The 12874-nt window shown below is 37.1% G+C and carries 13 protein-coding genes; 6 read left to right on the forward strand and 7 right to left on the reverse strand.

Annotated features, from left to right (window positions below; genetic code table 11):
• Positions 1-13 precede the first annotated feature (13 nt).
• A complete protein-coding gene (locus WC623_RS08325; protein WP_372849868.1) occupies positions 14-196 on the forward strand; it encodes a hypothetical protein in 183 nt (60 codons plus the stop codon).
• A 16-nt stretch (positions 197-212) separates the two neighbouring features.
• Here the strand turns inward: WC623_RS08325 and WC623_RS08330 are convergent, their stop codons facing one another.
• Positions 213-1310 (reverse strand): mandelate racemase/muconate lactonizing enzyme family protein, encoded by a 1098-nt coding sequence (locus WC623_RS08330; protein WP_372849870.1) that lies wholly within the window; start codon positions 1308-1310, stop codon positions 213-215.
• 51 nt (positions 1311-1361) lie between these two features.
• Here WC623_RS08330 and WC623_RS08335 point away from each other — a divergent pair, with 51 nt between their 5' ends.
• On the forward strand, positions 1362-3377 hold the full coding sequence (locus WC623_RS08335) for a thioredoxin domain-containing protein (protein WP_372849872.1): 2016 nt from the start codon (positions 1362-1364) through the stop codon (positions 3375-3377).
• Positions 3378-3384: 7 nt separating this feature from the next.
• A complete protein-coding gene (locus WC623_RS08340) occupies positions 3385-3885 on the forward strand; it encodes a peptidylprolyl isomerase (protein WP_349786203.1) in 501 nt (166 codons plus the stop codon).
• On the opposite strand, the gene WC623_RS08345 is transcribed toward WC623_RS08340, so the two are convergent.
• The 5 genes from WC623_RS08345 to WC623_RS08365 form a co-directional block, all read right to left on the reverse strand.
• Positions 3882-4301, reverse strand: a complete 420-nt coding sequence (locus WC623_RS08345; RefSeq protein WP_372849874.1) for a Fur family transcriptional regulator — start codon at positions 4299-4301, stop codon at positions 3882-3884. The two genes, WC623_RS08340 and WC623_RS08345, sit on opposite strands and share 4 nt — an antisense overlap.
• Before the next feature lie 2 nt (positions 4302-4303).
• Entirely contained in the window at positions 4304-4747 is a 444-nt protein-coding gene (locus WC623_RS08350) for a hypothetical protein (protein ID WP_372849876.1), read from the reverse strand.
• 21 nt (positions 4748-4768) lie between these two features.
• Positions 4769-6037 carry an ABC transporter permease gene (locus WC623_RS08355; RefSeq protein ID WP_372849878.1) on the reverse strand — a complete coding sequence of 423 codons (1269 nt, stop codon included), beginning with the start codon at positions 6035-6037 and terminating at the stop codon, positions 4769-4771.
• Entirely contained in the window at positions 6034-6663 is a 630-nt protein-coding gene (locus WC623_RS08360) for an ABC transporter ATP-binding protein (RefSeq protein ID WP_372849880.1), read from the reverse strand. Before WC623_RS08360 ends, WC623_RS08355 begins: the two co-directional genes overlap by 4 nt.
• Positions 6664-6881: 218 nt before the next feature.
• Entirely contained in the window at positions 6882-7271 is a 390-nt protein-coding gene (locus WC623_RS08365) for a MerC domain-containing protein (protein WP_372849882.1), read from the reverse strand.
• Between the two features lie 99 nt (positions 7272-7370).
• On the opposite strand from WC623_RS08365, the gene WC623_RS08370 reads away from it, so the two are divergent.
• Together WC623_RS08370 and WC623_RS08375 are read left to right on the forward strand one after the other, a co-directional pair.
• The gene (locus WC623_RS08370; RefSeq protein WP_372849884.1) at positions 7371-9482 is read left to right on the forward strand and encodes a TonB-dependent receptor; all 2112 of its coding nucleotides are present in this window, start codon (positions 7371-7373) and stop codon (positions 9480-9482) included.
• A gap of 33 nt (positions 9483-9515) precedes the next feature.
• Positions 9516-10154, forward strand: coding sequence for a hypothetical protein (locus WC623_RS08375; RefSeq protein WP_372849886.1), 639 nt, complete (start codon positions 9516-9518; stop codon positions 10152-10154).
• Positions 10155-10537: 383 nt separating this feature from the next.
• On the opposite strand, the gene WC623_RS08380 is transcribed toward WC623_RS08375, so the two are convergent.
• Positions 10538-12166 carry an ATP-binding cassette domain-containing protein gene (locus tag WC623_RS08380; RefSeq protein ID WP_349786211.1) on the reverse strand — a complete coding sequence of 543 codons (1629 nt, stop codon included), beginning with the start codon at positions 12164-12166 and terminating at the stop codon, positions 10538-10540.
• A 126-nt stretch (positions 12167-12292) separates the two neighbouring features.
• Here WC623_RS08380 and WC623_RS08385 point away from each other — a divergent pair, with 126 nt between their 5' ends.
• Positions 12293-12853 carry a hypothetical protein gene (locus tag WC623_RS08385; protein ID WP_372849889.1) on the forward strand — a complete coding sequence of 187 codons (561 nt, stop codon included), beginning with the start codon at positions 12293-12295 and terminating at the stop codon, positions 12851-12853.
• Positions 12854-12874: the final 21 nt, after the last annotated feature.

Genomic DNA, 12874 nt, shown 5'->3' on the forward strand with positions numbered 1-12874 from the left:
ATAATTTTACCCCATGATCAGATTAAACAACGAAACACCATCAGAAGTATTGCAGGAAGTTAAAAAAGGAGATCTGGTAACGGATACCTTTAGTAAAACCGGCTTGGTTGAGAATGTTGAGACTTCCGATGATGGATTATACAAGATTTATACCTTTAATCTGGTTACTGGACGCACAATTGTCATTAAGAGGTAGAGCAAATTCTACCTCATCATACTATCCATTTATCGCAGCTCAATAAGAATCGACTGTCAGCATCTGCACCTAATCCTGGTGTATCTGGTACATCAACAAAAAAGCCATTATAGGTTACTCCTCCTGTAACAGGATCAATCAGGTGGCCTATTAAGCAACTATCAAGATCATAAAATACAACATTAGGACTAGCCAAAGCGAAATGAAGTTTGGCACTGATGGCTATTCTACTTTCGAGCATTCCACCAATCATACATTTTACACCAGTCTGCAAAGCAACCTCGTGAATTTTTTGTGCTTCTAAAATACCGCCCGACTTAGAGAATTTAATATTAAGGTATTCACAGGATTTGCTGTTAATCAGTTTCCTTGCATCATGATGATTATAACAGCTTTCATCAGCCATTATTTTAATTGGCGAGTTTAAACTGAGTTCCGGTAATAGATCATCATACCAGGTACGCATAGGTTGTTCACAAAATTCAATATTAAATGGCTCCATTGCACCTAATGCAAATAAAGCATCATCAAAACTCCAGCCCTGATTAGCGTCCAGTCGTAGCTTAATATCATTACCGACAGCTGCCCTGATCTGTTTTACACGTTCAATATCGTCATGGACATCTTTGCCTAGTTTAATTTTGATAATTCTACAGCCTTGTTCTTTATATTTTATGGCATACTGAGCCATGTTTTCAGGACTGCCAATACCAATTGTCATATCTGTTTCAACAGTACGTTTATGTCCACCAAGAAACTGATACAAGGGCAACCCAGCATGTTTTGCCGCAATATCAAACAATGCCATATCAAAAGCGCTTTTAATAGTATTGTTATTAGCCGCATAACCCATTAAGTCGTTCATTCGTTCAGGAATATCCAGTGGATCTTTATCTATGAGAATCTTTGCGAAATCCTTAGCCATTGCTAAACATGTTTCCTGTGTCTCACCAACAATCATTGGAAAAGCAGAGCATTCTCCAACGCCATAAATACCAGTATCGGTATAAATTCTAATCAATACATTTTGAGCAAAATGCATGGTTCCGGTCGCAATTACAAAAGGTTCAGTTGGTATACTAAAGCGGTAGATTTCGGTATGGGTTATCTTCATTTTTGATAATGGTTTAACATAAAAGTACAACATAAATTTTATCTTTATAATATGAATACAGAATCCAATAGCTTAATAAATGCCTCTTCACCATATTTACTGCAACATGCTTATAATCCTGTAAATTGGTATGAATGGGGACCGGAGGCTTTGCAGAAAGCAAAGGATGAAAATAAATTGATATTGGTAAGCATAGGCTATTCAGCTTGTCACTGGTGTCATGTAATGGAAAGGGAAAGTTTTGAAAATCATGAGGTTGCAGAAGTAATGAACCAGCATTTTGTTTGTATTAAGGTGGATAGGGAGGAAAGACCTGATATAGATCAGATTTATATGCTAGCTATACAACTGATGACGGGTAGTGGAGGTTGGCCCTTAAACTGTATTTGTTTACCAGATCAGCGCCCAATATATGGCGGTACTTATTTTAAAAAGACTGATTGGATAAATGTGTTGTTAAGTGTTGCCGATATGTGGAAGAATGAGCCGGGTAAAGCGATACAATATGCAGACCGTTTAACCGAAGGCATACATCAGGCAGAGAAGATTATTCCTAATATAAAGGTTGATGAATATACTAAAGCTCATTTAACTGAAATTATTGAACCCTGGAAACGTTATTTCGATATGGGAGAGGGGGGGTATAATCGTGCACCTAAATTTCCTTTACCCAATAACTGGCAGTTTATGTTACGTTATAGTCACCTGATGGAAGATGATGGTACCCATGTTTCGGCTTTGTTGACGTTAGAAAAAATGGCTATGGGTGGAATTTACGATCATGTAGGTGGTGGTTTTGCCCGCTATTCTGTAGATGGCAACTGGCATGTTCCTCATTTCGAGAAAATGCTTTATGACAATGGTCAATTGATCAGTTTATATGCCGAGGCCTATCAATATTCAAAATCAGAATTGTTTAAAGATATTGCTGAAGAAACAATTGTTTGGCTGGAACGGGAAATGACATCAGCAGAGGGTTTGTTTTATTCGGCACTTGATGCTGATAGCGAAGGCGTAGAAGGGAAGTTTTATGTTTGGGATAAGTCAGAGTTTGATGCTGTAGTTGGTGATGATGCTGCCTTACTTGCTGATTATTTCAATGTCGTTGAGGAGGGCAATTGGGAAGAAGAACAAACCAATATCCTGCTTAGGAAGTTTGATGAACAAGAATATGCGGATGTTAAAGGGCTTACCGTTATGTCCTTACAACAGAAAATAAAAGCAGCAAAGCAGAAGTTGTTGAATGAACGCAGTAAAAGGGTTAGGCCTGGTCTGGATGATAAATGTTTAACGGCATGGAATGCCATGGCAATAAAAGGCCTGGCAGAAAGTGCTGGGATATTTGATCATACACATTACTACGATGTAGCTAAAAGAGCAGCAGCATTTATTCTGGATAATTTAAAGACTTCAGATGGAGGCCTATACCGTAACTTTAAAAATAATAAAGCTACCATTCCAGGTTTCTTGGATGATTATGCTTTCTTTATTGAAGCTCTTATCACATTGTATCAATACGATTTTGATGAAAAATGGCTTGAAGAAGCAAGGAATCTTACTGATTATGTGTTAAGAAATTTTGAAGATGAAGCTAGCCCTATGTTGTTTTATACTGCCGCAAATGGAGAAGCTTTAATTGCACGTAAGCACGAAATTATGGACAATGTAATTCCTGCTTCCAACTCCACAATGGCTCAAAATCTTCATAAATTAGGTTTATTGTTTGACAATGATAGGTATATTCTAAAAGCAGAAGGGATGTTGGCTGCCGTATTACCACAAATTAAAACCTATGGTTCTGCTTATTCAAATTGGGCAATCCAGGTGTTGGAATCTGTGTTTGGTATAAATGAAATTGCGTTGACAGGAAATGATCTTGAAAAAGTAAAATGGTCGCTCAATAAACATTACATTCCTAATAAAGTTACATTGGGAGGAACAAAATCTGAACTTCCATTGTTAAAAGATAAGCAAAGTATAGAAACAAAAATCTACATTTGCCGAAATAAAGTCTGCCAGTTGCCGGTGTCAACCGTTGATGAAGCATTAAATTTAATAACTAAATAACATTCTAATGAGTATTAAGCCCAATACAGTGGTATCATTAACGTATGAATTGCATACGACTAATGAAGAAGGACAACAGGTTTTTGTAGAAAAAACAGAGAAGGAAAATCCACTCGTTTTTTTATATGGTACAGGAATGATGTTGCCAAAGTTTGAAGAACATCTTGCCGGCTTAAATGTTGGTGATGCTTATAGTTTTGAGCTTTCTGCAGCTGATGGCTATGGAGAAATCGACCCAGGAGCATTTGCTGACCTGCCTAAAGAAATGTTTAAGGATGTTGAATTGCCAGCTGTTGGTGATGTGATTCCTTTGCAAGATAACCAAGGTAATCATTTCAGAGCAGGTGTTACTGCTATTCATGAGGATGTGGTTAACGTTAATTTAAACCACCCTATGGCTGGAAAAGACCTGATTTTTGCAGGTGAAATCTTAGCTGTGCGTGAAGCTACACAAGAAGAATTGGCTCATGGTCATGCGCATGGCGCTGATGGCCATTCAGGTCACTAAATAGCATTACATTTATTGCAAATGCCGTAAGCAATAGAGTTTACGGTTTTTGCAATAAATCCTTCCGGCATTTTAATACGAGGTGCCTCAACCTCCAGACAATATATCTTAAAACAGTTGGTACAGTTAAAATGTACATGTTCATCATGATGATGATCTTCAGTGCAGGATGAAGAACAAATCGCATAATTTGCAGTTCCATGCATATCCATGATCCTATGCAGGATTCCCTTTTCCTCATAAGTATTTAAAATCCTGTAAAGCGTTACTCTATCGATTTCCTTACCCAGTTTTTTTTCAAGATTAGGTTGTGATATAGCAGCAGTATCTAAAGCTATTTCCTCTAAAACACGTACCCGTTGTTTGGTGTGCTTTAAATCGTGCTCTTTTAAAAGATGTATAGGATCAATCTTCATGATTATATTATTTTAGCTGCAATGAGCGCAATAGGAGGATTGTCCATTGCATTACCTCCATTTAATTTCAAAACGCCTTTTACGGTTACTGTTTTATAAGTGAATTTGATGGGTTCAGCCATTTCAACTAACACCATGATTGGTACACCATTTTTTCCGCAATAAAAACATTGATTAATCGGTAAAGTAGACAGCATAAACTTGGTTTGTTTCATTCCATCTTTAATAGGCACAATATATCCTTCAAGTTCAAACTGCTTGTTGGCATATTTTTTAATTTCTGGTGTGAAAATGGCTTGCATTTCAGTGTCTTTAACAATTTTAAAGTCTACGCCTCCAACAATATCCCAGTTTCCAGACATGATCTGATCATCAGGATTATGTTGTGCCTTCACAGCAAAACCTGTAAACAATAAAACTATCAATGCTATTTTCTTAATCATCATGTTGTGTGTATTAGCTCTTTATCAATTTTTAGACAATATTTTTGAAATATTCGACCGGTATGCCTGCACAGCAGGGATTATAGCTGCAAATATACCAATCGCCAAGCCTGCAACAAATAGGTATAACTCATCATAAAGTAAAACAAATCCACTAAGCTGTGCCTGTCCACTTTCTTGATTGCTGCCAATAAATTCTAATACCAGGTGACCTAAAACTATGCCAATAACAGTACCTGCTAAGGTAAGCATTATGCCTTCTGCAATAACGATTACGAATAGCTTTGTTCTGGAAGCACCCAGAGTACGCATGATGGCAAGATCGTAGCTTCTCTCTTTTAACGAGTTATAAAGGTTGACAAATACACTTATTGCTGCAATCAGCATAATAAGAATGGCAAACCATTGAAGTGTATCTACACCAACACCTATTAACGAAAATAAACGAGTGCTTTCCTGAGCAGGTGATGCTGCTTGCATATTTGTGGTTTCATTCACCATTCTTGGGAACATAGCAACAGACATTGGAGATCTATATTGAATCAACAAAGAAGTCAATTCTCTTGACTCATCAGCTTTTTCATTTTCTTCATGATCGTGTTCTTCTCCATCATGATGATGTGCTTCGCCTGCGGGATGATGATGTCCTTCATGGCTATCGTGATCGTGGTCATCATGTTCATCGTGCATTTTCCATACACTTTTTATATTCGTAAGTATCAGATTATCAGTGACGTTTCCCTGATGTTCAAGAATGCCTGAAACAGTATATTGGTGTTCTTTGTGCACATCTGAACTGCCTGATAATCCATGTGCCCCATAAAAGGTGTCGCCAATTTTAAGCCCCTGTTGACTTGCTACAGTAGCCCCTATAGTCGTTTCGAAATCTTTTTCCCAGAATTTTCCTTTTGCAGTCTTTAATTTATACAAGCTTACAAAATTACTATCCGTTCCTACAATTCTAACCCCCTCGTAATTGTCACCTAATGCAAGTGGCACTGCACGTTTTACAAAAGGACTTCGTGCAAGTTCCATTGCTTCTTTTAATGGGATATTACCTGTCGGAAAGTCTATATAATAAATACTGCTTAAAACCAATTGTAATGGACTTCCTTTAGCACCAACAACTAGGTCGATATCTTTGGAGTTATTGTCAAGTTTTTCTCCGATTTGTCTTGATGCCAGTAAAAGAATCGTTAATATACCTGTTCCGAAAGCAATTAGCATGATGTTTAAGGCTGCTGATAGTGGTTTAGACCACAAGCTTTTCCAGCTTATTTTAAATGGACTCATGTTAATTCGTAAGTATTTATAAATGCATCTTTAACTCTTTTATCGTGTGTGGCAACTATAAGTGTGGCATGATTAAGGCCTGATTGCTCCATTAACAACGATAATACCGCAGTAGCATTCTTATCATCCAAACTAGATGTAGGCTCATCTGCAATCAGTAAAGCAGGCTTGTTAATCACAGCTCTTGCTATAGATACCCTTTGCAATTGCCCCTGACTAAGCTCGTTTGGGTAAGATCTTTTTTTATCGGCAATGCCTAACGATGCCAGCACTTCGTTTACTCTGTTTAAATCTGTCGGCAGGCCAGCTAAACTTTGAGCCAGAACTAAATTTTCAGCTATACTCAGACTTTTAATCAAATGTGGACGCTGGAAAATAATGCCAATATTTCTGCCTCTAAACTGATCTAGCTCTTTAGATGATAGATTATAAATAGAGGTATTATTGATAAGTACTTCACCTTCTTTAGGCTGTAATATGCCTGTTAATATATGTAGTAAAGTAGTTTTTCCACTGCCAGATTCGCCAAGTAACAACCATTGGTCTCCATTGGCAATCTGCCAGTCTTTAAAAGAAATGCGATGTCCACCAGAATAATCGTGTGAAACGGATTTTAATGATATCATAATTGCTATTTCTTTAAATGATTTTTTAAATATTTCAAATAAAGCTGCTTTCCATCTACTTTTTCGTGCTGACAACCTGGGTTGATCATGCTTACGAAAATCATTAATGTACCGAATATTAGTTTCTTGTTCATATCATGTGTGCGTTGTACAAAAATAGTATATGCAATTTAATTGCATATACTATTCATGTAAAGTAATTGCTACGGCTATTGCTGTTACTTTGTTTTATGATGATTACAGCTACGACTGTATTTCCAGTTCAGGTAGTGTGCCGCAGCGATGGTAAAGCCTCCTATGGGAATCAAAATAGCCTCAAGACTATGAAATGCATAATGACCTATAGCGATAAAACCAAAGCCGGTTACCAATACCATTATTGGAAGAACTTTTTCGTGCTTAGGAAAAGAGGTCGATAATGACCATATTCCTATAACGAGTGATAAACAGATCATACTCAGCTCAACCCAGCTATGAGCAAGAAATTCCAAACCCCAGAGTGGTAATGTAGTGATGATAAACGGAAGTGCTGCGCAGTGTATTGCACATGCTACAGAGGCAGTAATTCCCAGTTGGTCTAACGATGCAGATTTAATAAAAGGCTTCATATAATTTATTGATTTTTTTCTTGTTACAAATATAAAAGCAATTAAGTTGCATTTACAATTAAAAATAAAATATATTTGCAACTTAATTGCATTTGTGGAATGAGAAAGTTTTTAGCATTGTCCCCTTTTTTAATTTATAGCTGTTGTTCTTTTGCCCAGGAACTGGATAGTTTGAATTCCAAATACAAGAAAACAAAGTATACTGAGACCTTGAAAGAGGTGAAAATTTTGATCAAGAAAACTCCTTCAGGCAAAACTCGTGTTTCCTCTATATTGTCTGGCAGACAAATGGATGAAGTTAGAGGTAGCAGCTTAGGGGAGAGTATAAAGGAAATTCCAGGTGTTGCTTTGCTGCAAACGGGTGGTACTATTTCCAAGCCCGTTATTCATGGATTGCATAGTAACCGAATTTTACTCTTAAATAATGGAGTTAAACTGGAAGGGCAACAATGGGGAGCGGAACATGCACCAGAACTTGACCCATTTACAGCTAAAAGCATCCATGTAGTTAAGGGTGCTGAGTCTATAAGATATGGATCGGAAGCAATGGGCGGTGTAATTTTACTTGAACCACCTTTGTTTCCAACGGATAAGAATCTCGAAGGAGAATTTAATTTGTTGGGTGCGACAAACGGTAGAACCGGTGTAGCTTCATTAATGTTGACTGGAAGAGTTCTTACATTACCTGCACTTGCATGGCGGGTACAGAGTTCTATAAAAAGGTCTGGGAATATTCATACTGCCGATTATTATCTCGGAAATACAGGTGCTAAAGAATTAAATTACTCTGCATCAGTTGAATATAAGACCAGAAAAGCAAAGTATGAAGGTTATTATAGTCGCTTTAGTACTGATCTTGGTATTCTTTACAGTGCTCATATTGGTACAATTGAGGATATTAATGCACGTATCCAAGCAGGAAGGCCATTTGAAGATTATGGCTTTAGTTATGCTATTTCTGCACCAAAACAAAATGTTGTTCATGATTTACTGAAGCTTAAAGCTGATTATTCATTGAAGAATAATAAGACATTTTCATTGGTGTATGCACTTCAGAAAAATCGCAGGCAGGAGTTTGATATTAGAAGGGGTGATAGGGAGGCTTTACCAATTACAGACATGGTACTTAGTGATCATAAATTGGAAGGCTATTATAAGATTCTAAATCACGCAAGGCTACAACATCAAATCGGTTTTAATTTTGGTTATCAGGTCAACAATAATGCAGCTGGAACATTGTCTGTTCCTTTTATTCCCAATTTTGATCGACTTTCTGCAGCACTTTTTGCAATAGAGAAATTTGTCACAGATAATTATGAATTGGAATTTGGTGTCAGATATGACTTTAGCACTTTTGATGCAGTAGGATATAGGTATAAAACAAATGATGGGCCAACCTTTTACAAGGGTAGCAGAAGGTTTCACAATATAACCGGCTCTGTTGGTGCATTATGGAAAATCAACGATTATTGGCAATTGAATGGTAATGCAGGGCTTGCCTGGAGAGCTCCTTCTGCCAATGAATTGTATAGTGATGGCTTACATCATGGTGCAGGATTGTATGAAATAGGTGATCCTGATCTTAAGACTGAACAAGGTTATAAGTTCGTTGCCTCGTTAAAATATCAAGCATCAAAATTTCAAATAAATATTGATCCTTATATTCAATACATTCATCACTATATCTTTTCTAAGCCTGATGGTAGTTATTTACAAAGTAACAGGGGTACATTTCCTGTGTTTAAATACCAACAGAGCAATGCTTCATTTGCAGGACTGGACCTTTCCGCTATCTGGACAATCGATCCTGCACTTAGTTACAGTGTTAATGGTAGTGTGCTAAAAGCTAAAGACCAGAGCAATAATAGCTATCTGCCTTATATACCAGCTGATCGAATAGGTCAGACATTGCGTTGGGAAGTTGCAATTAATAAAAAGATCTCTTCCTTGTATTTTGCTGCGGGACATAGTTTTACGGCACGACAACACAGGTATACCCTTGGAAGTGATTATGCTGAGCCTCCTTCTGCCTACCATCTTTTTAACATTAAGGCAGGGGGATCTTTTACCTGGGGGGAAAATCAAGTATTGTTTGGCCTTACTGCTGAGAATCTTTTCAATACGCTTTACAAAGATTATATGAATCGGTTCAGGTATTACACTCACGACATGGGGCGTAATATCTCAATGCGATTCGCATACAAATTCTAAAATTATATAATAACAAACCATAAATTAAAAACAATGAACAAATTACGTAATTACAGCTCAGTGATCTTATTTGCCTTTATCGCCTTAACCTTTAATGCCTGTAAAAAGGATCCCAAACCAGAGGTGCCAGAAGAAGAGATCGGAAAAACAGAATTGACATTTTTAGAAGTAGAGCGTGAAGTCCATGGTGATCATTATCACTACAATGTGATTCCAGAAGCCCAACCTCTAACCATCGCTTTTGATAGCAAAGGCTTGCCACCTGTTGGCACTCATGCTCATCTTACTGAAGGGAAAACATACAAACTGAGTTTAAAATCCTACGATTTTGCCAATAGGGAAATGCAACAGGAATTTGTGGATAAACATGATATTCATCAGGCCTTTATTCTCGGCGCTCCAGTCGGAACACTTACTTATGTATACGCCGATAGAGATAAAGACAATAAAAAAGTAAATGTAGGAGTAACGGGTTATCTAACGGTCGACAAGCATACAGAGAAAGGATTTACATTTCGCTACGTTTTGCGTCATCTAAACACTGGAGTAAAAGCGAATATTACTGCCGAAAACTGGAATGATGAAAACTTTGCAACTAAGTTTTCGGGAGCCAACGACCTGGATTTGAAATTTGAACTTCATCCTGTTGAAGAAGATGGTCATGCACACTAATGAAGGTAAAAATAGGCAGCTATTCTAAGTCTGGCATCTTTTTCTGAAGGGAAAAAGCGCCTCAGGCCTTTTCATAGCAACCGATTTTTACTTAGCAAGCAGGGGACAAAGTTCAGTATATCATCACTGAACTTTGTCCCCCTGTTATTATATTTTGACGACATCTCGACTCGGGTATCGGCTTTTAAATTTGCTTATACTACACTTTATTTCTGCTCGCTGCTTGACACAAAATATATTACACTTTATTTCTACTCGCTGCTTGACACAAAATATATTACGCTTTATTTCTGCTCGCTGCTTGATACAAAATTTACCTTCTCTGATGCGACTTCAGGCGCTTTTTCCCTTCAGAAAAAGATGCCAGACGCAGAAGAGAACGGTTAATTTTGACCATTCATTTTTGCTCTCAACTCTGCCACTTCCGGACTAGAAATATAATCATCATAAGTCATCATTTTATCAATTGCACCTTTAGGTGTCAATTCGATAATACGAGTTGCCACGGATTCTGTTAACGCATGATCTCGGGATGTAAACAATGCTGTACCTCTAAAATCATTCAAACCATTATTTAAAGCCGTAATAGACTCCAAATCCAGGTGATTCGTTGGTTCATCAAATAATAAAAGGTTAGGATGTTTTAACATCATTTGCGAGAACATGCAACGCATTTTCTCACCACCTGATAATACTTTGACATTTTTAAGAACCTCTTCACCAGAAAACAACATTCTGCCCAGGAAGCTTCTTACAAACTGCTCATCCTGATCAGTACCGGAATATTCGCGTAACCAATCTACCAGATTCTCATCTTTATTCTCAAAATAGATAGAGTTATCATTTGGTATATCAGCAACATTGATAGTTACCCCAAATTTAAACTCGCCTGTATAGTTTTTTTCACGTCCGGTAAGAATGTTGTAAAAAGCAGTAGTCGCTAAACTGTTCTGAGCCAAAATTGCAATTTTGTCACCCTTATTTACCATGAAGCTCACGTTCTTAAACATCACTTCACCATTTAAGGTACATGACAAGTTCTCAACCTGTAAAATCTGGTCACCAGCTTCTCTACCCAAATTGTTAAACAAAATGGCAGGGTATTTACGACTTGATGCCTTAATTTCAGAAATATCAATTTTATCCAAAGCCTTTTTACGGGAAGTAGCTTGTTTTGATTTCGAAGCATTCGCACTAAAGCGCTGAATAAACTCTTGTAACTCTTTAACTTTCTCTTCCAATTTTTTATTCTGATCACTGCGCTGTTTTAAAGCAAGCTGACTAGACTCATACCAGAAGGTATAGTTACCAGAATAAATACTCATTTTGCTAAAGTCGATGTCAACAATATGCGTACAAACAGCATCTAAAAAGTGTCTGTCGTGGGATACAACAAGAACAATATTTTGATAATCGGCAAGGAAATTCTCTAACCAGGCAATAGTATCGATGTCCAAATCGTTGGTAGGCTCATCCAGCAAAAGGATATCAGGATTTCCAAATAATGCTTGTGCTAATAACACACGTACCTTTTGATTACCATCTAACTCTTTCAGTTGTTTATAATGATGCTCCTCTTTAATACCAAGGTTACTTAACATGGTAGCAGCATTACTTTCCATGTTCCAACCATCCATTTCAGCAAATCTGTTTTCCAGTTCACCCGCACGCTCACCGTCTTTATCAGAGAAATCTTCCTTTAAATAAATGGCATCTTTCTCTTTCATGATGTCATACAATTCTGAATGACCCATCATTACCGTTTCAATTACGCTGAATTCGTCGAATTCATAGTGATTTTGTTTTAAAACCGCCATACGTTCTCCGGGAGTGAAAGCAACACTACCTGTAGTCTGGTTCACCTCACCAGATAATATTTTTAAGAAAGTAGATTTACCCGCGCCGTTAGCCCCAATTACACCATAGCAGTTGCCATGAGTGAATTTTAAGTTCACATCTTCAAATAAAGTTCTTTTTCCGTAACGGAGTGATAAATTAGAAACTGAAATCATATTGCTGAAAAATAAGCCGCAAAGGTAATCATAATTTATAAAATGGTTTCAAGGGCTATTTATTAGTTTTGTTTTTTGAATCTACAATGATATAAAGAAAGAGGATTACAATTAAACAAGCTTAATATGGATAAAGATGAATTAATAGGAAGGATAGATGTTCCGGTTAAAACCCATATGGTAGCCGATTGTACTGCACTTATTGAAAACTTTGAGCTGAATGTTGATGATCTGATTGAGATTAGTTTTCATAGAAAGAAAGAAATCGCTTTTAGGGCTGCATGGATGTTGGAATATATCGTTAAACACAAACCTTTGCAGTTTTATCCACATGTAGCTGCATTTATATTGGCATTGCACAAGCAAGAAAATCCATCTGCTATGCGACATTTTACAAAAATCATGGCTTTAATGACAGATCGCAAGTCAAATTTATTGTATACGGCTGCACTTTATAAACTAGATATGAACCCTGTAATAGAGTTGTTTTTTACCAGACTTGTAGATCCTAATACGCTGGTCGCTTCAAAAGTACATTGTATGCAAACATTGGCTAATCTTGCGCCTCAACATGATTGGATTAGAGAAGAGTTAGAAGAAACCATTGACTATTTAACCGAAATAGAGAGCATTGCCTTTTTTGCAAGGGCTAAAATGGTAAAAAAGCAGATGAAAAAGTATTGCTAAACCTCTGAAAAGGAAGTAATA

It is taken from the genome of Pedobacter sp. (assembly GCF_041645105.1).
Lineage (GTDB): Bacteria > Bacteroidota > Bacteroidia > Sphingobacteriales > Sphingobacteriaceae > Pedobacter.

What these genes read in the sequence shown, in the direction of transcription:
- WC623_RS08385 (WP_372849889.1), top strand. Translation starts at nt 12,293, where the DNA reads ATGGATAAAGATGAATTAATAGGAAGGATAGATGTTCCGGTTAAAACC.
- WC623_RS08325 (WP_372849868.1), top strand. Translation starts at nt 14, where the DNA reads ATGATCAGATTAAACAACGAAACACCATCAGAAGTATTGCAGGAAGTT.
- WC623_RS08335 (WP_372849872.1), top strand. Translation starts at nt 1,362, where the DNA reads ATGAATACAGAATCCAATAGCTTAATAAATGCCTCTTCACCATATTTA.
- WC623_RS08375 (WP_372849886.1), top strand. Translation starts at nt 9,516, where the DNA reads ATGAACAAATTACGTAATTACAGCTCAGTGATCTTATTTGCCTTTATC.
- WC623_RS08330 (WP_372849870.1), bottom strand. Translation starts at nt 1,310, where the DNA reads ATGAAGATAACCCATACCGAAATCTACCGCTTTAGTATACCAACTGAA.
- WC623_RS08350 (WP_372849876.1), bottom strand. Translation starts at nt 4,747, where the DNA reads ATGATGATTAAGAAAATAGCATTGATAGTTTTATTGTTTACAGGTTTT.
- WC623_RS08370 (WP_372849884.1), top strand. Translation starts at nt 7,371, where the DNA reads ATGAGAAAGTTTTTAGCATTGTCCCCTTTTTTAATTTATAGCTGTTGT.
- WC623_RS08365 (WP_372849882.1), bottom strand. Translation starts at nt 7,271, where the DNA reads ATGAAGCCTTTTATTAAATCTGCATCGTTAGACCAACTGGGAATTACT.
- WC623_RS08345 (WP_372849874.1), bottom strand. Translation starts at nt 4,301, where the DNA reads ATGAAGATTGATCCTATACATCTTTTAAAAGAGCACGATTTAAAGCAC.
- WC623_RS08355 (WP_372849878.1), bottom strand. Translation starts at nt 6,037, where the DNA reads ATGAGTCCATTTAAAATAAGCTGGAAAAGCTTGTGGTCTAAACCACTA.
- WC623_RS08340 (WP_349786203.1), top strand. Translation starts at nt 3,385, where the DNA reads ATGAGTATTAAGCCCAATACAGTGGTATCATTAACGTATGAATTGCAT.
- WC623_RS08360 (WP_372849880.1), bottom strand. Translation starts at nt 6,663, where the DNA reads ATGATATCATTAAAATCCGTTTCACACGATTATTCTGGTGGACATCGC.
- WC623_RS08380 (WP_349786211.1), bottom strand. Translation starts at nt 12,166, where the DNA reads ATGATTTCAGTTTCTAATTTATCACTCCGTTACGGAAAAAGAACTTTA.